The 18,513-nt window shown below is 60.8% G+C and carries 21 protein-coding genes; 14 read left to right on the top strand and 7 right to left on the bottom strand.

All coding sequences use genetic code 11. The annotated features are described in order from the left end of the window. Window positions 1–21 precede the first annotated feature (21 nt). The 6 genes from I6L40_RS19175 (at window position 22) to I6L40_RS19150 (ending at window position 6,752) form a co-directional block, all read left to right on the top strand. Window positions 22–951: an ROK family protein gene (locus tag I6L40_RS19175; protein ID WP_071914796.1), complete on the top strand. Its 930-nt coding sequence runs from the start codon at window positions 22–24 to the stop codon at window positions 949–951. Window positions 952–1,031: 80 nt separating this feature from the next. Beyond that, window positions 1,032–2,042: an erythrose-4-phosphate dehydrogenase gene (epd, locus tag I6L40_RS19170; RefSeq protein ID WP_042029692.1), complete on the top strand. Its 1,011-nt coding sequence runs from the start codon at window positions 1,032–1,034 to the stop codon at window positions 2,040–2,042. A gap of 61 nt (window positions 2,043–2,103) precedes the next feature. Beyond that, on the top strand, window positions 2,104–3,267 hold the full coding sequence (locus I6L40_RS19165) for a phosphoglycerate kinase (RefSeq protein ID WP_041210638.1): 1,164 nt from the start codon (window positions 2,104–2,106) through the stop codon (window positions 3,265–3,267). Between the two features lie 115 nt (window positions 3,268–3,382). Further along, window positions 3,383–4,462 (top strand): class II fructose-bisphosphate aldolase, encoded by a 1,080-nt coding sequence (fbaA, locus tag I6L40_RS19160; RefSeq protein ID WP_042029694.1) that lies wholly within the window; start codon window positions 3,383–3,385, stop codon window positions 4,460–4,462. 158 nt (window positions 4,463–4,620) lie between these two features. Then, window positions 4,621–5,925, top strand: coding sequence for an FAD-binding oxidoreductase (locus tag I6L40_RS19155; protein WP_143241860.1), 1,305 nt, complete (start codon window positions 4,621–4,623; stop codon window positions 5,923–5,925). A gap of 431 nt (window positions 5,926–6,356) precedes the next feature. Then, window positions 6,357–6,752 carry a hypothetical protein gene (locus tag I6L40_RS19150; protein WP_254204060.1) on the top strand — a complete coding sequence of 132 codons (396 nt, stop codon included), beginning with the start codon at window positions 6,357–6,359 and terminating at the stop codon, window positions 6,750–6,752. Window positions 6,753–6,801: 49 nt separating this feature from the next. Here I6L40_RS19150 and I6L40_RS19145 read toward each other — a convergent pair whose 3' ends face one another. From I6L40_RS19145 to cutA, 4 genes are all read right to left on the bottom strand, one after another. Further along, window positions 6,802–7,215 (bottom strand): hypothetical protein, encoded by a 414-nt coding sequence (locus I6L40_RS19145; protein ID WP_042029699.1) that lies wholly within the window; start codon window positions 7,213–7,215, stop codon window positions 6,802–6,804. Between the two features lie 79 nt (window positions 7,216–7,294). Then, on the bottom strand, window positions 7,295–7,786 hold the full coding sequence (locus I6L40_RS19140) for an N-acetyltransferase (protein ID WP_216994718.1): 492 nt from the start codon (window positions 7,784–7,786) through the stop codon (window positions 7,295–7,297). Next, the gene (locus I6L40_RS19135) at window positions 7,776–9,560 is read right to left on the bottom strand and encodes a protein-disulfide reductase DsbD (RefSeq protein ID WP_216994717.1); all 1,785 of its coding nucleotides are present in this window, start codon (window positions 9,558–9,560) and stop codon (window positions 7,776–7,778) included. Before I6L40_RS19135 ends, I6L40_RS19140 begins: the two co-directional genes overlap by 11 nt. Further along, entirely contained in the window at window positions 9,557–9,874 is a 318-nt protein-coding gene (cutA, locus tag I6L40_RS19130) for a divalent-cation tolerance protein CutA (RefSeq protein ID WP_124243104.1), read from the bottom strand. Before cutA ends, I6L40_RS19135 begins: the two co-directional genes overlap by 4 nt. A gap of 218 nt (window positions 9,875–10,092) precedes the next feature. Here cutA and I6L40_RS19125 point away from each other — a divergent pair, with 218 nt between their 5' ends. After that, a complete protein-coding gene (locus I6L40_RS19125; protein WP_041210630.1) occupies window positions 10,093–10,443 on the top strand; it encodes a hypothetical protein in 351 nt (116 codons plus the stop codon). Window positions 10,444–10,549: 106 nt separating this feature from the next. Here the strand turns inward: I6L40_RS19125 and I6L40_RS19120 are convergent, their stop codons facing one another. Continuing rightward, window positions 10,550–10,999: a PACE efflux transporter gene (locus I6L40_RS19120; protein ID WP_041210629.1), complete on the bottom strand. Its 450-nt coding sequence runs from the start codon at window positions 10,997–10,999 to the stop codon at window positions 10,550–10,552. 135 nt (window positions 11,000–11,134) lie between these two features. Here I6L40_RS19120 and I6L40_RS19115 point away from each other — a divergent pair, with 135 nt between their 5' ends. Then, on the top strand, window positions 11,135–12,016 hold the full coding sequence (locus I6L40_RS19115) for a LysR family transcriptional regulator (RefSeq protein WP_216994716.1): 882 nt from the start codon (window positions 11,135–11,137) through the stop codon (window positions 12,014–12,016). A 6-nt stretch (window positions 12,017–12,022) separates the two neighbouring features. Here the strand turns inward: I6L40_RS19115 and ygfZ are convergent, their stop codons facing one another. Then, the gene (gene ygfZ / locus I6L40_RS19110) at window positions 12,023–12,931 is read right to left on the bottom strand and encodes a tRNA-modifying protein YgfZ (protein ID WP_216994715.1); all 909 of its coding nucleotides are present in this window, start codon (window positions 12,929–12,931) and stop codon (window positions 12,023–12,025) included. A gap of 111 nt (window positions 12,932–13,042) precedes the next feature. On the opposite strand from ygfZ, the gene I6L40_RS19105 reads away from it, so the two are divergent. Both I6L40_RS19105 and I6L40_RS19100 read left to right on the top strand, forming a co-directional pair. Continuing rightward, entirely contained in the window at window positions 13,043–13,312 is a 270-nt protein-coding gene (locus I6L40_RS19105; protein WP_033112786.1) for a succinate dehydrogenase assembly factor 2, read from the top strand. A gap of 19 nt (window positions 13,313–13,331) precedes the next feature. Continuing rightward, window positions 13,332–13,709: a protein YgfX gene (locus tag I6L40_RS19100; RefSeq protein ID WP_071914823.1), complete on the top strand. Its 378-nt coding sequence runs from the start codon at window positions 13,332–13,334 to the stop codon at window positions 13,707–13,709. Between the two features lie 133 nt (window positions 13,710–13,842). Here the strand turns inward: I6L40_RS19100 and nadB are convergent, their stop codons facing one another. Next, the gene (gene nadB / locus I6L40_RS19095) at window positions 13,843–15,450 is read right to left on the bottom strand and encodes an L-aspartate oxidase (RefSeq protein ID WP_042029710.1); all 1,608 of its coding nucleotides are present in this window, start codon (window positions 15,448–15,450) and stop codon (window positions 13,843–13,845) included. Between the two features lie 182 nt (window positions 15,451–15,632). Between nadB and rpoE the strand changes: the two genes are divergently transcribed. The 4 genes from rpoE (at window position 15,633) to I6L40_RS19075 (ending at window position 18,403) form a co-directional block, all read left to right on the top strand. Further along, the gene (gene rpoE, locus I6L40_RS19090; RefSeq protein WP_033112788.1) at window positions 15,633–16,214 is read left to right on the top strand and encodes an RNA polymerase sigma factor RpoE; all 582 of its coding nucleotides are present in this window, start codon (window positions 15,633–15,635) and stop codon (window positions 16,212–16,214) included. A gap of 22 nt (window positions 16,215–16,236) precedes the next feature. Continuing rightward, complete coding sequence (locus I6L40_RS19085) at window positions 16,237–16,839, top strand: RseA family anti-sigma factor (RefSeq protein ID WP_033112789.1); 603 nt, start codon at window positions 16,237–16,239, stop codon at window positions 16,837–16,839. A gap of 21 nt (window positions 16,840–16,860) precedes the next feature. After that, window positions 16,861–17,841, top strand: a complete 981-nt coding sequence (locus tag I6L40_RS19080) for a MucB/RseB C-terminal domain-containing protein (protein WP_041210625.1) — start codon at window positions 16,861–16,863, stop codon at window positions 17,839–17,841. A gap of 100 nt (window positions 17,842–17,941) precedes the next feature. Further along, entirely contained in the window at window positions 17,942–18,403 is a 462-nt protein-coding gene (locus I6L40_RS19075) for a SoxR reducing system RseC family protein (RefSeq protein ID WP_033112791.1), read from the top strand. Window positions 18,404–18,513 lie beyond the last annotated feature (110 nt).

Here is an 18,513-nt window from a genome sequence, read left to right as displayed (position 1 = left end):
GGCGGCCGTGCAGGAGGCAAGATGAGCAGCAAGTCACTGGATTGGGGTATCGATCTTGGCGGTACCAAGTGCGAATGCGTGGTACTGGAAGGGGACGAGGTGCTGCTGCGCCATCGCATTCCCACCGAGCGTGCCGGCGGTTATGAGCACATGATCGGCCAGATCGCCAAGCTGGTAGCAGAGTGCGCCGAGAAGATTGGCCAGCGCCCGGCCGTCATCGGCATGGGCACGCCGGGGGCGCGGGATCCGCAGACCGGCCTGATGAAGAACTGCAACACCACCGAGCTCAATGGCAAGCCGTTCAAGGAAGATCTGGAGCGCCGGCTCGGCGTGCCGGTACTGATTGCCAACGATGCCAACTGCTTCGCGCTGGCAGAAACTCATCTCGGTGCGGTGCGCCAGCACCATCCCGATGCGAAAGTGGTGTTCGGCATCATCATGGGCACCGGGGTCGGCTCCGGCATCGTCATCAACGGCCGCATTCTCAACGGTCATCACGGCATCGCCGGTGAGTGGGGCCACAACGTGCTCTCTCCCGACGGCCCCGAGTGCTACTGTGGCAAGCACGGCTGCGTCGAGACCCTGATCAGCGGTCCGGCGCTGGAGGCCTGGTACGAGGCCAAGGCCAAGCGTCGCCTCTCGCTGGCGCAAATCGCGGCTGCCACCGCCCACGATCATGTGGCCAGGCTCACCATTGACCGTCTGCATCTGCTGTTTGGTCAGGCGCTGGCCAATGTGGTCAATATTCTCGACCCGGATGTTATTGTCATCGGCGGTGGGGTGGGCAACGTGCAGAGCCTCTACAGCGTGGGACGGCAGACTATTTTGCCCTTCCTCTTTAATCCCCGTTTCAGTGCCCCCATTATTGCTCCAGCCTTGGGCGACAGTGCCGGGGTGTTCGGGGCGGCCCTGCTGGCCCGCGGTGAATTCAAGGATGCCCTGCTGTCGTGAGCCGGGCCCAGGCAGCCGGTCGGCTGCTCTTTTCTCTAGCCCATGCGCTAGCAAATCTGTGGTAAGGAACTGGCTGCCAGATGATCAAGATTGCCATCAACGGTTACGGACGGATCGGCCGCAATGTACTGCGAGCCCTCTACGAGAGCGGGCGCGACAAGACCATCAAGATTGTCGCCATCAACGAGCTGGCGGCTCCCGAAGCCATGGTGCACCTGACCCGCTTCGATACCAGCCACGGTCGTTTTCACTATCCGGTGCAGCTGGCTGGCAACAGCATGCTGGTGGGGGAGGATCTTATCTCCCTGTTTGCCGAGCGGGATCCGTCGAACTTGCCGTGGCGGGCGCTGGGGGTGGATGTGGTGCTCGACTGCACCGGGGTATTTGGCTCGCGGGCCGATGCCGAGCTGCATCTGGCAGCGGGGGCGGGCAAGGTATTGTTCTCCCATCCGGCCGAAGCGGATGTGGACGCCACCATCGTCTACGGGGTCAATCATCAGGTGCTGACAGGGCGCGAGCGGATCGTCTCCAACGCCTCCTGTACCACCAACTGCGTGGTGCCGGTGATTGAAACATTGCATCGAGAATTCGAGATAAATTGTGGTACTATTACGACAATTCATTCGGCCATGCACGATCAGCAAGTCATCGATGCCTACCACAGTGACTTGCGCCGAACCCGCGCTGCCAGCCAGTCCATCATTCCGGTGGATACCAAGCTGGCAAAGGGGCTGGAGCGTATCCTGCCCCACTTCGCCGGCAAGTTCGAGGCGATCGCGGTGCGGGTGCCGACCATCAATGTAACAGCGATGGATCTGAGTATTACTGTTCGTAAAAAAGTGACAGTTAGTGACGTAAATCAAGCCCTGCAACGGGCATCCAGAGGTACATTACACGGTATTCTGGATTACACGGAAGAACCGCTGGTCTCCGTAGACTTCAATCATGATGCGCACTCATGCATCATTGATGGTACCCAGACCCGAGTGAGCGATGCCAACCTCGTCAAGATGTTGATGTGGTGCGATAACGAATGGGGCTTCGCAAACCGGATGCTGGATACCACCCGGGCCATGATGGTTGCAGGCTGAGCCTGCCCCGGGCGAAAGGTTACTGTTTTTAACATTACCTGGAAAATATAGAGGACTGAATATGTCTGTTATCAAGATGACTGACCTGGATCTGGCGGGCAAACGCGTTCTGATCCGTGCTGACCTGAACGTGCCGGTAAAAGACGGCAAGGTCACCTCCGATGCACGTATCGTCGCTACCCTGCCGACCATCAAGCTGGCTCTGGAAAAGGGCGCCAAGCTGATGATCACCTCCCACCTGGGTCGTCCGACCGAAGGCGAGTACAACGAAGAGTTCTCTCTGCTGCCGGTTGTCAACTATCTGAAAGACGCTCTGTCCTGCCCGGTTCGCCTGGCCAAGGATTACCTGGATGGCGTAGAAGTCGCTGCCGGTGAGCTGGTTGTGCTGGAAAACTGCCGCTTCAACAAAGGCGAGAAGAAGAACACCGAAGAGCTGGCCAAAAAATACGCCGCCCTGTGTGACGTCTTTGTAATGGACGCGTTCGGTACTGCTCACCGCGCCGAAGGCTCCACCTACGGTGTGGCTCAGTTCGCTCCGGTCGCTTGTGCCGGCCCGCTGCTGGCTGGTGAACTGGAAGCGCTGGGCAAAGCCATGCTGAAGCCCGAGCGCCCGATGGTTGCCATCGTTGGCGGCTCCAAGGTCTCCACCAAGCTGACCGTTCTGGAATCCCTCTCCAAAATCGCTGACCAGCTGGTTGTCGGTGGTGGCATCGCCAACACCTTCATCGCTGCTGCCGGTCACAACGTCGGCAAGTCCCTGTGCGAGCACGACCTGATCGACACAGCCAAGAAACTGGCTGCCGAGACCAACATTCCTGTGACCACCGACGTGGTTGTAGGTGCCGAGTTCTCCGAGTCCACTCCGGCCACCATCAAGTCTGTTAACGATGTGACCGACGGCGACATGATCTTCGACATCGGCCCGGATTCTGCCAAGGCTCTGGCTGACATCATCATGAACGCCAAGACCATCCTGTGGAACGGCCCGGTTGGTGTGTTCGAGTTCGACCAGTTCGCTGAAGGCACCAAGGTTATCGCTGAAGCCATCGCTGCTTCTCCGGCCTTCTCCATCGCTGGCGGTGGTGACACCCTGGCTGCCATCGACAAGTTCGGCATCGCTGACAAAGTCTCCTACATCTCCACTGGCGGCGGCGCCTTCCTGGAGTTCGTAGAAGGCAAGGTTCTGCCGGCCGTTGAGATTCTGGAACAGCGCGCCAAAGCCTAATTGACCCGGAACGGGGGGCAAAAGCCTCCCGTTTCGTTTATCATGTGCCCGCTGTGCCGGTTCATGATGAACCCCCCATTTTTTATTAACGGCATACGAGACAGGACGATTAAACATGTCTAAGAAAATTTTCGACTTCGTAAAACCCGGCGTGATCACTGGTGATGACGTTCAGAAAGTGTTCGCCATCGCTAAAGAGAACGGCTTCGCTCTGCCGGCCGTAAACTGCGTTGGTACCGACTCCGTGAACGCCGTACTGGAAGCTGCCGCCAAGGTTAAAGCGCCGGTTATCGTTCAGTTCTCCAACGGTGGTGCCGTGTTCACCGCTGGTAAGGGTCTGAAGCTGGAAGGTCAGAAAGCTGCCATCCTGGGTGCCATCTCCGGTGCCAAGCACGTTCACGCTGTTGCCGAAGCCTACGGCGTGCCGGTAATCCTGCACACCGACCACGCTGCCAAGAAGCTGCTGCCGTGGATCGACGGTCTGCTGGAAGCGGGCGAGAAGCACTTCGCTGAAACCGGCAAGCCGCTGTTCTCCTCCCACATGCTGGATCTGTCCGAAGAGTCTCTGGAAGAGAACATCGACATCTGCTGCGAGTACCTGACCCGCATGGCCAAGATGAACATGACTCTGGAGCTGGAACTGGGTTGCACCGGTGGCGAAGAAGACGGCGTCGACAACAGCCACATGGATCAGTCCGCTCTGTACACCCAGCCGGAAGATGTTGCTTACGCTTACGAGCGTCTGTCCAAGATCAGCCCGCGTTTCACCATCGCTGCCTCCTTCGGCAACGTACACGGTGTATACAAGCCGGGTAACGTCAAGCTGACCCCGTCCATCCTGGACGCTTCCCAGAAGTACGTTTCCGAGAAGTTCGGTATTCCGGCCAAGTCTCTGGACTTCGTATTCCACGGTGGTTCAGGTTCCACTCTGGAAGAGATCCGCGAGTCCATCTCCTACGGCGTAGTGAAGATGAACATCGACACCGACACCCAGTGGGCTACCTGGGAAGGTCTGCTGCACTTCTACAAGAAGAACGAAGCTTACCTGCAAGGTCAGCTGGGCAACCCGGAAGGTGCCGACAAGCCGAACAAGAAGTACTACGACCCGCGCGTATGGCTGCGTGAAGGTCAGACTTCCATGATCAAGCGTCTGGAACAGGCTTTCTCCGACCTGAACGCCATCGACGTACTGTAATTCGGTACAGCACCTTGATTGCATGAAAAGGCGCCCTTCGGGGCGCCTTTTGCATTTCTGTGATCCGTGGTAGCTGGTTTGCCGTGCCGTAGCTGGGTATTATCGAAACAAGTTTGCTTATTTTATTAAACAATTTGCAACAAGGCAGGATGCTGAACATGCAGGCAGGAAAGCACATCGGATATCAGGAGCACGCGGCCTCCTACTACGCCGCGACCCGCAACGATCCGCAGCAGTGGCCGGAACTCGAGGCCGAGCTGAAAGCGGATGTCTGCATCATCGGCGGCGGTTTTACCGGTCTCAACACCGCCATCAACCTGGCTGATGCAGGCTACAAGGTGGTGCTGTTGGAGGCCAACCGCATCGGCTGGGGTGCCTCCGGGCGTAACGGCGGCCAGCTTATTCGCGGTATCGGCCACGATACCAGCCAGTTCGCCCGCTGGATTGGTGAGGAAGGGGTACGCGAGCTCGACCTGATGGGGCTGGAGGCGGTGCAGCTGGTACGCGAGCGGGTCGAGCGTTTCAATATCGAGTGTGACCTCACCTGGGGTTACTGCGATCTGGCCACCCGTCAGCGCCATCTGGCCGGCTTCGAGGAGGATCTCGACCATCTGGCGAGCCTGGGCTATGAGCACGAACTCAGGCTGGTGCCGCGGGAAGATATCCATAGCGTGGTGGGGTCGGATCGCTATATCGGCGGCCTCATCGACATGGGCTCCGGCCATCTCCATCCCCTCAATCTGGCGCTCGGCGAGGCGCGCGCCGCAGCCAGCCTCGGGGTTTCCCTGTTTGAACACTCCAGAGTGACCCATATCGATTACGGCAAGCAGGTGGAGGTGACCACCGCCCACGGCCGGGTCACTGCCGACTATCTGGTGATCGGCTGCAACGCCTATCTCAATGACCTCAATCCAGAGCTGGGCGGGCGGGTGCTGCCGGCCGGCTCCTACATTCTCGCCACCGAAGTGCTGGATCGCCGCTTGCGCCAGCGCTTGCTGCCGCAAAACATGGCGGTGTGCGATCAGAACGTGGCGCTCGACTACTACCGTCTCTCCGCCGACGGTCGTCTGCTGTTCGGCGGGGCCTGCAACTACTCGGGAAGGGATCCCCGCGACATCAAGGCCTTTATGTTGCCCAAGATGCTGCGAGTCTTCCCCGAGCTGGCTGGCACCGCCATCGAGTTTCAGTGGGGCGGGATGATCGGGATTGGCGCCAACCGGCTGCCGCAGATTGGCCGCTTGAAGGCTCACCCCAACGTGCTCTATGCCCAGGCCTACTCGGGCCACGGCCTCAACGCCACCCATATGGCGGGCAAGCTGGTAGCCGAGGCGATCCGCGGCGAGAGCCGGGGTTTCGATCTCTTCGCCAGCGTGCCTCACATCACTTTCCCGGGTGGCCCGGCGTTGCGCTCTCCGCTGCTGGCGCTGGGGATGCTGTGGCACCGTTTCAAGGATATCTTCTGACCCCCATTGTCAGCCTGCGCAGTGCTGGCTGAACGCCAGCACCCTTGCCAGCCCTTGTTTATAGCGGGTTGGCACTATCGTTCCGCCTGATAGACCAAAAGATGCATTCGCGCCAATCCCTGCCGGTTGGCGCTATCTTTTAGGTGTGAGAGCGGTTATCTGCCAAGGGGCAAGGGTTGTCAGATTGCCGGAATATTTGTCGAGAAAGAGCTGAGGACGGGGGGAGGAGGGCCAAGATGGAGATAAATGTGGTCGCGTCGGGGGGGCCCAGCCCGCTGGTGCAACGGCAGGGATCTTCTATCGCGCAGCCATTGACGAAGACGATATTGTCGTCATCAGCTGGCAGTGACAGCCGGATGGTGCGCGATCTTGGCTCAGTGCTGGACAGTCTCGGACTGTCGTCAAAAGGAGAAGGGGGTGGCGGCAGCCATATGTCAATCAAGGACTCGCTGGAGGCGTTCATCAATACCATGATGGGAGCCCTGCAACAGCAGCAGGAGCAACAGCTGGCGTTGCAGCAACAACAGCGGCAAGAACAGGAACAACGAAAGATTGCGCTCGCCGACAACAGCGAGAGCCCGCTGAAACGGGATCTGGCGCGTCTGCTGGAGACGCTGGATCAACCGGGTGGGAAGGGCAAAGAGAGCAGCCAAGGGGGGCAGAACGACGCGATTGACCCCTTGCAGAGCCAGCTGACCAAGCTACTGGAGAGCAGCGGTGCGGCAGATAGCGGGATCACCCTCAAGGATGTGCTGTCTGGGTTGGCCAGCAAGTTGCCGGGTGAACCCGCAGAGCGAAAAGGGTATCGGGTCGATACCCAGGTCTGAGCTGGTCAATCACGGCAGAGCTTGCAGAGAGTAAGGGGCGGGCAGCCCTTTATTGCGCCGGTTCAGCCAGTCGCCACCCCTGTTCGCCTTTCATCATCCACACCTCTGCCTCTTGCGGCAACACCTGACCCGCTTCGAACTCGCCATATTTGCGCTCGAGCTCCATCAGTCCCATCTCCTGCTGGAAGGGACCGACACGGTCATAAATCAGATCTTCATCGTGCAGCACCTGCAGCTGATCCAGTCCCTGTTTGAAGTGGAGCTGGTAGCTCACCTTGACCAGATAGACCCCCTCCATCCGCTCCTCCTTGCCGAGGATGGTGAAATCGCTGATATCGAACAGGTTGGCATCCGTTTCGGCCAGCAACTTGGCGGTAACCTGCTGGCGGATAACATCTTCTCCGGGCCCTGCACTACAACCAAACAGCCAGAGGGCCAGCAGGGGGATGAACCACTTTTTCATCAAAACTCCGAACAGGTGCAAAAAGAGCAAAACGGGAGGGCAGATTGTGCCACGCGAACGGGCGGTGGCAAACCTCGGCTCACGGTTCCAGTGCGCGTTCCAGCACGATGGCCTCGGCCCGATAGCCGGCCAGCTCGCGACGATAGCACTCGGTGAACCCTCTGCGCTGCCAAAAAGAGAGTGCGGATTCATTGCTGGCAATGACCGACAGACGAAGCCGGGTGGCTCCCCATGAGCGCGCCAGTGAGCTGGCGTGGCGATAGAGCGCCTGACCACGACCAGCCCCTTGCCAGGGTTCCCCTACCAGCAACAGCCCCAGATAGGCGGTGGTCGGGTCGGGATAACCACGCAGCAGATCCACCACCGCGGTCAGCTCCCCCTCTTCCCAGCGACCGATGAGATGCTTGGCAGAGAGCGGCAGGTCGGGTGGGCAGGCTAGCAGCTCCTCTTCTGCGGCTTGTGCGGAGAGGGGCTCATCGCTCACTGCCGCCTGATAGGCGGGGGCCAGCTCGAGCAGACGCTGCAAGGCCGGCGCATCGCTTGGCTGCAATCGGCGCAGCTCACTTGGCATGGCTGACTCTGTCGAGGTGATCGAGGAACTCCGCCGGCCCCATAAAGCCGGTGACCCGCTGGCCTGTCAGCTCCTTGCCCTCGAGGTCGAAGAAGATGAGGGTCGGCAGCCCCAGCACGTTGAGGGTGTTGAGCAGCTCGACATCGGCATCGTCGTTGGCGGTGACATCCGCCTGCAGCAGCACCATCTGGCCGAAACGCTCGCGCACTGCGGCGTCGCTGAAGGTCTTGTATTCGAACTCCTTGCAGGCAACGCACCAGTCGGCGTAGAGGTCGAGCAGCACCGGCTTGCCGCGGGCGGCAGCCAGCTGCACCTTGAGGTCAGCCAGGGTCTTGATGCGGACAAACTGCGGGGCACTCTGGTTGGTGCCCGTCGTGACCGCGCCGGTAGCGGGCGGTTGCAGCAGATCCTTGCCCACCACCACGGCGCTGATCATCGCCAGCAGCAGCACGAAGCCGCGCAGGCTCTTGGCCACCGAGTGGGGCTGGTGCTGGTTGTGGTGATAGAGATAGCCGCATAGCAGCAGTCCCCAGCCAAGCCAGGCGAGGGTGGTGACCTGATCACTCCAGAGCCGTGACAGCAGCAGGATCGGCACCGCCAGCAGGGCAAAGCCAAACAGCTGCTTGATCACATCCATCCAGGCGCCCGCCTTGGGCAGCAGCTTGCCGCCCGAGGTGCCGAGCAGCAGCAGCGGCAGCCCCATCCCGAGCGAGAGGGCATAGAGCGCCGCAGCGCCGAGCCAGAGATCGCCGCTCTGGGCCACGTAGATCAGCGCCCCCGAGAGCGGCGCCGTGGTGCAGGGGGAGCAGACCAGCCCGGAGATCATTCCCATAATGGCGACCCCGGCCACCGAGCCGCCCTGTTGGCGGTTGGAGAGGCCGGAGAGCCGGGTTTGCAAGCTGCTCGGCAGCTGCAGGGTGTAGAGCCCGAACATGGAGAGGGCCAGCAGCACGAACATCAGCGAGAGGCCGATCAGCACATAGGGGTGTTGCAGTGCAGCCTGGAACTTCAGCCCTGCCGAGGCAACCACCAGTCCGAGCAAGGTGTAGGTCACCGCCATCCCCTGCACATAGACCATGGAGAGCAGGAAGGCGCGGCCGGTGGAGAGGCGATGGCCGGCACCGGCGATGATGCCGGTCAGAATGGGGTACATGGGGAATACGCAGGGGGTAAAGGCCAGTCCCAGCCCCAGTGCGAAGAAGGCGGCGACGCTGAGCCAGAAGCCCTGGCTGCCGAGGGCGGCGGCCAGCTGATCCTGTTGGCTGAGCGACGGGTTGGCCGCCTGCGGGTTATCCGTGCCAGACGTGGCGAGCGGGGCAACCTCGATCAGCTTGTCGGTCGGCGGGTAGCAGAGACCGTCGGTGCAGCCCTGATAGGTGAGGCGCAGGGTAGCGTGCTCCCCCACCTCTCGCAGCGGCACGGCTATGGTCACCTGTTGGTAATAGACCCGGGTCTTGCCGAAGAAGTCATCCTCATGCTCGCTCCCCTCCGGCAGCGCCGGGTCGCTGAAGGTGAGGTTGGTTCCCTTGAAGCGCAGGCTGTGGCGATAGAGGTAGTAGTCGTCAGCGATGTTGAGGGTCAGCAGCAGCTGATCACCCCGCTGTTCGCTCTCGAGGCGAAACGCCTCATCCACCTTGAGGAACGTCGGTTTGGCGTTCGCCGCAAGGCCGAGGGAACCGAGAATATCGGTGCCGCTGGCCCGGGCTGGCGCGAGTCCGGCCGTGGTCAGCGTCAGCAGCACCAGCAGGAGGGTGAACAGGCGACTGCGCATCATGGCGTCTCCTCCTTGAGCCAGGCGAGGTAGGCGGGCAGGCCGGCGCTCACCGGCAGCGCCAGCAGCTCGGGCACCTCATAGGGGTGATGGGCCAGAATACACGCCTGCAGTTCGGCAAAGAGCGGCTGACGGGATTTGATGACGAGCTGGATCTCGGTCGCCCGCTCCACTTTGCCTTGCCAGCGGTAGACGGAGGTGACCCCCGGCAGCTGATTGATGCAGGCGGCCAGCTGGCGGTTCAGCAGCTGTTCGCAGAGGAGGTCGGCACTGGTTTGGTCGGGGCAGGTGCAGAGCACCACAATGGCATCGGTCATAACGGAGAAGTTCGCCTCGATGAATAAGCAGGCGGGACACCCTTTTGCTGCAGAAATATCCCGAAAATCAGCGGCTACTATACCCCAGAGCCGGAGCAAATAGCATCTGGCGCCATTTGTGAGCGAGCGCCGAAAATTAGTGGGGGGCATGAGATAGACGCTGTCTCGGGGACAGGGCAGAATGAGCGGGATTGTTCCCTATCGACGTAAGGAAATGTATGACCCAACAGAATGAGCAGCAGAGAAACCGCATGTTGAGCCTGCTGCGCGAAGGTGAGCGCCGCATGTTGGTTCAATTGGCCGGGCTGCTGCGCACGACCGCCGATGAAATCAATGCCGAGCTGGAGAAAGAGGAGTTGATGGGAACCCTTGAGCAGCCCATCACGGTGGAGTATCTCAACGGCGTGGTGCAGCACCATCTGTTCGAGCGCAAGCACAAGGGTGACATGGCCGTGGCCCAGCAGATCCTGAGCGACTACCAGAACGAACTGGAGGCCCTGCAGGCCGCCCAGGCCCAACAGGAGAGCGAAGAGGCCGAGAGCAGCGAAGCCGCCAAGGCTCAAGCCTGATCCCCTGCCGCTGACCGACCGGTCAGCGCTCCCCGACCTCCTCTCCGGCACCATCATCAGGTTTCATGATGGTGCCCTGTTTTTACCGTCTGTTGCCGGTTTCTCTTCAACCCAGTGCATTCTGCTGCAGGTTCGGCATCGACTCGCCCGGGATCGGGAATACCTTGTCGTAAACCCAGTTGTAGACGAAGGCGTAGACCAGATAGAAGGCAACGAAGCCCAGATCCAGCACCAGCGCCTCCAGCATGCTGACGTTGAGCCACCAGGCCATGGCCGGCAGGGCCACGGTCAGGAGACCCCCTTCGAAGCCGATGGCGTGCACCACCCGCTGCCAGACATTCTTGTAGGTGTGTCCCTGATATTTGAGCAGCAGCTTGTCGACCCCGATGTTGTAGACGTAGTTCCAGAGGGTCGCCATCACCGAGAAGAAGAGCGCCAGCGGCCCCATGTGGCTGAGGTGAATGCCGGTCGCCCAGCTGGCCAGCGGGGCGGCAATGAACAGGCCAATCACTTCAAAGCCGATGGCTTGGCGGATGCGGTCGTTACGGGTACGCATAAATCACTCTCTTGAACAGTCACGTTGAAAACATGGGGGCAATCTATCGCTAAATTGCGATGGTTTCACGTTGGTATCTATCGCTAAAATAGATAGATGACAGGCCTGTCGGGGGCTAAAAAGAGGAGCCGAAGGGTGAATCCATCGCTGGAACAACTGAAAATCTTGCTGGCCGCTGCCGAGAGCGGCTCCTTCTCCGCCGCTGCCCGCAAGCTGGGCAAGGCGCAGTCGGTGGTAAGCAGCGCCATCGCCAATCTGGAGATCGATCTGGGGCTGACCCTGTTTGACCGCAGCGGTCGCTATCCGCAGTTGACGGAGGCGGGGGCGCGCATGGTGCAGGAGGCGGGGATCCTGCTAGCCCAGAGCGAGCGGTTGCAGTCCATCGCCGGCGAACTGGCGGCAGGTGTGGAGACGCGCCTGACCCTGGCCATCGACGATGACTCTCACCTACCCTGGCTCGGCACCCTGCTGGAGGAGTTCGCCACCCGCTACCCCACGGTGGAGCTGGAGCTGCTCTTCCCGCTGATGGAAGATGTGACCGAGATGCTGGTGACTGGCCGGGCCCAGCTCGGCATCAGCTACCAGAAGGTGCATCCCCAGCGGGAGATCGTCGCCCGTTCGTTGGGGGAGGTGACTATGCCACTGGTGGTGTCGCCGGATCATCCGCTGGCCCGCAAGCAGCCGCTGCGGGAGGTCGATCTGCAGGGGGCACGCCAGCTGATGGTGACCGGCAGACGGGAAGGGAGCGAGCGCCAGCGTTTTCGCATCTCGGCTCAAGTGTGGTGGGTCGAGGGGGATCTCGGGGTGCTGGAGCTGGTTAAGCGGGGCCTTGGCTGGTCCGCGATTCCGGAATTTCTACTGCATCAGCCGCTGAAGCGGGGCGAGGTGGTGGTGCTGGAGCCCGACTTTATCGCCAGCCATGCGTTGGCGCTGGAGCTGCAGTGGCATCGCGCCCGCCCGCTGGGGCAGGCGGGGCGCTGGCTGAAGGAGGCCCTGCTGGCGCGGGTGCCTCGCTAGCCGACCTTACTCGGTCAGTTCGTAGGGGAGGGGTTGCAGGGTGAGCTGGGAGCTCTCCTCCTGCTTGAGGCGAAAACGGGCGTCAGCCTCGGTATCTTTCGGCAGTACGGCGGTGAGCCATACCTGACCCTGATGTTGCCAGGCGTTGAGCACCATGCCGCTGCGACGCCAGTTGTCACCGAGCTGGATCTCCAGGGTGTCGCCCGCATTGACCGGCTCACTGGCACTGCCCGCCAGCAGGAACAGGGCGCGGTTGTTGGCGCCGCGATATTTGGCGCGAGCCACCGTCTCCTGCCCCATGTAGCAGCCCTTGTTGAAGCAGATGCCATCGAGCGCCTGCAGGTTGAGCATCTGCGGGATGAATTCGCCCTGATGCACCGCCTCCATGTGCGGCAGGCCGGCCTTGATCTCGAGACCCCACCAGAGGGATTCGTCACCCGCTGGCAGCGCGTCGGCTTGCTCACTGCTCACCAGCAGCCAGCGATCATGTTCGATCTTCACCGCCATGCCGTCAGCGACCAAACCGCTCTGCTCCAGACCAAACTGCGTGGCGACCCACGCATCTGTGCCCTTGCCAGCCAGACCGGTGGCGTGGCGTTCGTCGGCGGCAATCTCGACCTTGGAGAAGACGGCAAATTTTTTCAGCTCCGGCAGCTGGCGCTCCAGCACCGAAGGGGTGGTCAGCAGCAGCAGGCTCTCTTCAAGGCAGAGCAGGCGAAAATCGCTCCACAGCTTGCCCTTGGGATCACAGTGACCACCCAGCGTGCTCTGCCCCGGTTGCAGGGCGTTGACGTCGCAGGTGACCTGACCTTGCAGATATTTGACGCGATCCTGACCACTCAGTCGGGTGATGGCTATCTTGGTCAGGGCGAAGCGGGTCGGCTCGGCAGGAAAAACAGGGGGTTGCAGGCTCACGATGGTATTCCAGAGAGAAAGTATGTGACCTGCATGGTAAAGACGTAACTAATGTTTGTCAGCCGGAAAATCCAGCTGGTACCATCCCCGGGTCTTTGTAAGGAGAGTTCCATGTTGAGCCCAGTTGAAAAATCCCGCCTGAAGTGGGCCTGCCGCCGTGGCATGCTCGAGCTGGATGTTGTTTTTATGCCCTTTTTCGAACACGAGTTCGACTCCCTGAGCGAAGCCGATCAGCAGACCTTTATCCGCCTGCTGGAGAGCGATGATCCGGACCTGTTCCGCTGGACCATGGGGCACGCTGTGCCGGCCGATCCCGCCTTCAGCGCCATGATCAAGATGATCCTGGAGCGCAATCAGGCCCGTCACGACCGTCAGGCCTGATGCCTTGGAGCGGGTGATCATCCCTGTTCACCCCTCCCGCCATCAGCGCTACTGGCTGGTGGCCCTCGCTCTGTTGCTGCTCTGGCCGGTCAGCGCCCTCGTAACCGGCTGGCAGTGGGCGCTATTTGTTGCCGTCTGGTTGCTGGCACTTGCCCTGAGCTGGCGGGCATTGCCCCATACTCCGTTCGAGCTGGAGTGGGATGGCCAGTGGCTGCGCTGGCAGAACGTATCCTATCGGCTTGGCAACAAGAGCCGCATTCTGCCCGGCGTGCTGCGCCTTGAGCTGCATCCGGAGCAGGGGCGCCCTTGCGCGCTCTGGCTTTTCGCCGATGCGTTGGCTCCCGATCACTACCGCCTGCTGGCCCGGGCAATCAACTTTCCCGCCGACCGGCGCTGATTGTTTTCATCACTTCCCGATTTGCCTCTTTGCACAAGCAACGAGGGAGGCTCTCTGTTCGACGGTTTGTCCCGGATTGCCCTAAAAAAATTACCCCGCCGAAGCGGGGTCATTGGTATGGCAGGAGCGGGGATCAATCCCGCTCCGGGGTCAGTACGGTCGGTTTCGAGTCCGGCAGCATCTCCGGGTAATCGAGGTTGTAGTGCAGGCCGCGCGACTCCTTGCGCTGCAGGGCGCAGTTGACGATAAGCTCGGCCACCTGCAACAGGTTGCGCAGTTCCAGCAGGTTGTTGGAGACCCGGAAGTGGGCGTAGTACTCCTGCACCTCCTGCTTGAGCAGATCGATGCGGCGCTTGGCCCGGGCGAGGCGCTTGTTGGTACGCACTATGCCCACGTAGTCCCACATCATCAGCCGCAGCTCGTGCCAGTTGTGCTGAATGACCACCAGTTCGTCAGAATCCTCCACCTGGCTCTCGTCCCAGGCGGGCAGGCGCGGCGGCTCGGCGCTCATCGGCAGCTTGGCCAGAATGTCGGCCCCCGCCTGATGGGCGTAGACCACACATTCCAGCAGGGAGTTGGAGGCCATCCGGTTGGCACCGTGCAGACCGGTGTAGGTCACTTCGCCGATGGCGTAGAGGCCGGGGATGTCGGTCTGGCCATTGTTGTCAATCATCACGCCGCCACAGGTGTAGTGGGCGGCCGGGACGATGGGCATCGCCTCCTTGGTGATGTCGATGCCGACCGCGAGGCAGCGCTCATAAATGGTCGGGAAGTGCTTGATGATGAAATCGGCCGGTTTGTGGCTGATGTCCAGATACATGCAATCCGCCCCGAGTCGCTTCATCTCGTGGTCGATGGCGCGGGCGACGATATCGCGCGGCGCCAGCTCGGCACGCTCGTCAAACTCAGGCATAAAGCGGCTGCCGTCCGGGCGGCGCAGATAGGCCCCCTCGCCACGCAGCGCTTCGGTCAGCAGGAAGTTGGGATCGTCCGGGTGGAACAGGCTGGTGGGGTGGAACTGGTTGAACTCCAGATTCGCCACCCGGCAGCCGGCGCGCCATGCCATGGCGATGCCATCGCCAGAGCTCACATCGGGGTTGGAGGTGTACTGGTAGACCTTGGAGGCGCCGCCGGTGGCCAGCGCCACGAAGCGGGCGCGAACCACCTCGACCTGTTCGGCATTGCGGTTCCAGACATAGGCGCCCAGAACCTTGTTGCCTGGCAGACCGAGTTTGCGGGTGGTGATGAGGTCGACCGCGTTGAAGCGCTCCATCAGCTGGATGTTGGGGTGAGCGCGAACCTGATCAATCAGGGTGAGTTGCACCGCCTTGCCGGTGGCATCCGCCGCGTGGAAGATACGGCGATGGCTGTGACCCCCTTCGCGGGTCAGGTGGTACTGGGATTCACCGTCGGCGTTCTCCTCCTGATCGAAGGGAACCCCCTGCTGGATGAGCCACTGGATTGACTCGCGGGCGTGGCGGGCGGTGAACTCGACCACGGCCGGGTCACACAACCCGGCCCCGGCGTTGAGCGTGTCGCTCACGTGGGATTCGATGCTGTCGGTCTCGTCGAACACGGCAGCGATGCCTCCTTGCGCATAGAAAGTGGCCCCTTCACTGATGGGCCCCTTGCTCAGAACCAGGACTTTGGCCTGGTCTGCCAATCGCAATGCGAGAGTCAGACCAGCGGCACCGCTGCCAATGATCAGTACGTCGCAAAGGTATTCAACACTTGCTTTCATAAGTATCATTGGCCTGGATTAAGAACTGGCACCATGGTAGCCCAAGCGGGGGCGAGGATGCAGCCTGCATCACATTTTTTTAAACAGATTCGAACTTTCTCTGATTCTCCCTGTCTGAACTTGTGCGCTTAGGAAGGGCCGGAAAAGAAGAACGATAACCTGATGGGGGTTTTACGGCTCTGATGAGCGACCAGAATCTACTGGACGAACAGCTGGTTGAACGGGTCCAGCGCGGCGACAAAGCAGCTTTCAACCTGTTGGTAAAAAAATACCAGCATAAGGTGGTCAACCTGATTGCCCGGTATGTCAACAACCCCGGCGACGTGCCCGATGTGGCGCAAGAGGCGTTTATCAAAGCCTACCGGGCATTGCCGACATTCCGTGGCGAGAGTGCTTTTTACACCTGGTTGTACCGAATTGCCGTGAATACGGCGAAGAACTATCTGACCTCCCAGGGGCGCAGGCCCCCGAGCAGTGATGTGGAGGCTGACGAAGCGGAGTCTTATGGCGGCGGTGAAGCCTTGCAAGAGGTCTCAACCCCGGAAAACCTGGCGCTGACTGACGAGATCAAACGCACCGTGTTTTCAGCCATTGAGGCATTGCCGGAAGACCTGAGGACAGCGATCACCCTTCGCGAACTGGAAGGGCTGAGCTATGAAGAGATTGCCGAAATCATGGATTGCCCAGTGGGTACGGTCAGATCCCGTATCTTCCGGGCGAGGGAAGCAATCGACAAAAAGCTGCAACCTCTGATCGAGAATTAACTGGGGAAAGACGGGTTAACTTATGGCAAACAAAGAGCAAATCTCTGCCCTGATGGATGGTGAGCTGAGTGACGCAGAGGTACTGAACGAGCTGGAGATGGACTCTGGCTTGCAAGATACCTGGGGTCGTTACCACCTGATTGGCGATGCCATGCGGGGTGACCTGCCGGTCAATCTGCAACTGGATCTCAGTGACAGCATCATGGCTGCGCTGGAGGATGAGCCGACCATACTGGCACCCAAGCCGGTCGAGGCCGCTCCGGTGGCGCAACCGGTCGTTGCACCGGTCAAGACAGATTCCAATGTGGTACCCCTGTTTCGTCGGGTTGGCCAGCAGCTGGGGCAATATGCCATCGCTGCGTCTGTGGCCGCCGCCGTCATCTTCGGGGTGCAGCAGTATCAGGGTCAGGACGGCGTGCCGAACAACCCTGTGCTCAATACCATCCCCATCGGTGGTAGTGCTGCGCCAGTGAGCGTCCACTATCCGCAAGAGGGCAACCGCGTTCGGCCACAACAGGGAATGACCGAACAGCAGATGCAGGAGCAGCGCGAACGCATCAACGCCTTCCTGCGTGATCACCAGTTACAGCAGCGCCTGTTGCAAGACAGACAGATCCAACAATAACGAGTTGTCAGGGATACAAACGTGCGCCAGTCCAGCCGTATTTTGCTGGCCTCTCTCCTGCTAATCAGTGCCAAGGCCTCGGCCGACGACAAGTCGGCCGAGGCCTTGTTGCAGCAGATGCAGAGTGCCGTGCATCAACAGAATTTCGAGTTGTCCATGGTCAAGGCCCGTCAGGGGCGTCTTGAACCGATCCGCATCAGCCACGCCGTGATCAATGGCAAAGAAGTGGCTCATCTCAGCTACCTCGACGGCAAGGCGATCGAGTATCTGCAGCGCGAAAACGAGTTTACCTTCTTTGAAAACAGCCATGACCCCTACACCCTGAAGGATGCCCGCTTCCCAGGTATCTGGTCGAGCCTGGTCAGCATGCCGCTCTCCCGGGTATTGCAGAGCTATGATCCCGTACTGGCCGGCCGCAGCCGCGTCGCGGGTGTGGTGGCTCAGGTGGTGAGGCTGGTGCCCAAGGAGGCCGACAAGTACGGCTTCATGCTCTGGGTTGACGAGCAGAGCCATCTGCTGCTGCGTGTCGACATGGTGGAGCGGGAAGGCAATCTGGTCGAGCAGCTGCTTGGGGTTGATCTGGAGCTGCAGAACAAACCTGCCCCGTGGCTGGTGACCCTGGCCAACAGCAAGTTGCCCCCGGCGCTGGCGCTGGAAGATGCCTATCCGGCACCGCAGCAGCAGCTGAACTGGCAGGTGACCTGGTTGCCCGATGGCTTCAAGGTGTTGTCGCAGGACAGGCACCAGCTGGTGACCACCAGTATGCCAGTGGATTACATGATGCTCTCCGACGGGCTGGTGGATCTCTCGGTCTACGTCTCCCGGGTCGATCCCAAGCAGGCTGTGCGCCAGCAGCTGATCCGCCAGGGCGCCACCTCGCTGGTGAGCTTCGTCAACGAGGTGGGCGTCGAGATCACCGTGGTCGGGGAAGTGCCTGCCGAAACCGCCAAACGGATTGCCGAGTCGGTGCAGCCGCTGGCTCGCAACGAGGCCGTGCAGTGAGTCCATGCTCTGGGCTCACAGTGGTGCGCTGCTTGCCGTTGGCTGTGAGTCGTGTTCAGATCCAGCCATTGCATGAGCACGAGGTGTTGCCGTGAACGAGATGAGTGAAGAGCTGGCGACCGTAGTAGCCATCGAAGGAGATCATGCCTGGGTGGAGTGCGAACGGCGCTCTGCCTGCAACGGCTGCCAGCAGCAATCCGGTTGCGGTACCGGCACTGTCGCCAAGGCGTTTCCCCTGAAAGCCCCACGATTGCGGGTTCGCCTTACTGCCGAGGTGAGCGTTGGCCAGCAGATTCGGCTCGGCATCCCGCAAGAGAGCCTGCTACGCGGGGCCGCGCTGGTCTATGTGCTGCCGCTGTTCTGCCTGCTGGCGAGTGCTCTGCTGGGGCAACTCTGGCTGGCACCGCTGCTCTCGGGGGGAGAGGGGATCACCATTCTTGCCTCTCTGCTGGGGGGGGCTGGCGGCTTTTTACTGGTTCGTTACTTTTCCGGCCGGCTCGATGAGGGGCGTTATGGCCCCCGCATGCTCGGCGTTGTAGTTCCCGTCCGTACCCTCTCCTGACCGAACAGGCGCTATTTCACTGGCGTTGGCGACTAAAGAATGGCCGTCAGCCGGGTTATCCAGTAAAATCGCGCCTCCATAACCGACCTTAAACCAATTTTGAGTGACTC

It is taken from the genome of Aeromonas sp. FDAARGOS 1410 (assembly GCF_019048745.1).
In the GTDB taxonomy this organism is placed as follows: Bacteria; Pseudomonadota; Gammaproteobacteria; order Enterobacterales; family Aeromonadaceae; genus Aeromonas; species Aeromonas jandaei.
This window is presented reverse-complemented; position numbering and strand designations above follow the sequence as displayed.

Coding starts and splice junctions, on each gene's coding strand:
- I6L40_RS19165 (WP_041210638.1), top strand. CDS start 2,104: ATGTCTGTTATCAAGATGACTGACCTGGATCTGGCGGGCAAACGCGTT.
- cutA (WP_124243104.1), bottom strand. CDS start 9,874: ATGACCGATGCCATTGTGGTGCTCTGCACCTGCCCCGACCAAACCAGT.
- I6L40_RS19125 (WP_041210630.1), top strand. CDS start 10,093: ATGACCCAACAGAATGAGCAGCAGAGAAACCGCATGTTGAGCCTGCTG.
- I6L40_RS19150 (WP_254204060.1), top strand. CDS start 6,357: ATGTCAATCAAGGACTCGCTGGAGGCGTTCATCAATACCATGATGGGA.
- I6L40_RS19120 (WP_041210629.1), bottom strand. CDS start 10,999: ATGCGTACCCGTAACGACCGCATCCGCCAAGCCATCGGCTTTGAAGTG.
- I6L40_RS19145 (WP_042029699.1), bottom strand. CDS start 7,215: ATGAAAAAGTGGTTCATCCCCCTGCTGGCCCTCTGGCTGTTTGGTTGT.
- I6L40_RS19175 (WP_071914796.1), top strand. CDS start 22: ATGAGCAGCAAGTCACTGGATTGGGGTATCGATCTTGGCGGTACCAAG.
- I6L40_RS19105 (WP_033112786.1), top strand. CDS start 13,043: ATGTTGAGCCCAGTTGAAAAATCCCGCCTGAAGTGGGCCTGCCGCCGT.
- I6L40_RS19085 (WP_033112789.1), top strand. CDS start 16,237: ATGGCAAACAAAGAGCAAATCTCTGCCCTGATGGATGGTGAGCTGAGT.
- I6L40_RS19135 (WP_216994717.1), bottom strand. CDS start 9,560: ATGATGCGCAGTCGCCTGTTCACCCTCCTGCTGGTGCTGCTGACGCTG.
- fbaA (WP_042029694.1), top strand. CDS start 3,383: ATGTCTAAGAAAATTTTCGACTTCGTAAAACCCGGCGTGATCACTGGT.
- I6L40_RS19075 (WP_033112791.1), top strand. CDS start 17,942: ATGAGTGAAGAGCTGGCGACCGTAGTAGCCATCGAAGGAGATCATGCC.
- epd (WP_042029692.1), top strand. CDS start 1,032: ATGATCAAGATTGCCATCAACGGTTACGGACGGATCGGCCGCAATGTA.
- I6L40_RS19140 (WP_216994718.1), bottom strand. CDS start 7,786: ATGCCAAGTGAGCTGCGCCGATTGCAGCCAAGCGATGCGCCGGCCTTG.
- I6L40_RS19155 (WP_143241860.1), top strand. CDS start 4,621: ATGCAGGCAGGAAAGCACATCGGATATCAGGAGCACGCGGCCTCCTAC.
- nadB (WP_042029710.1), bottom strand. CDS start 15,450: ATGAAAGCAAGTGTTGAATACCTTTGCGACGTACTGATCATTGGCAGC.
- rpoE (WP_033112788.1), top strand. CDS start 15,633: ATGAGCGACCAGAATCTACTGGACGAACAGCTGGTTGAACGGGTCCAG.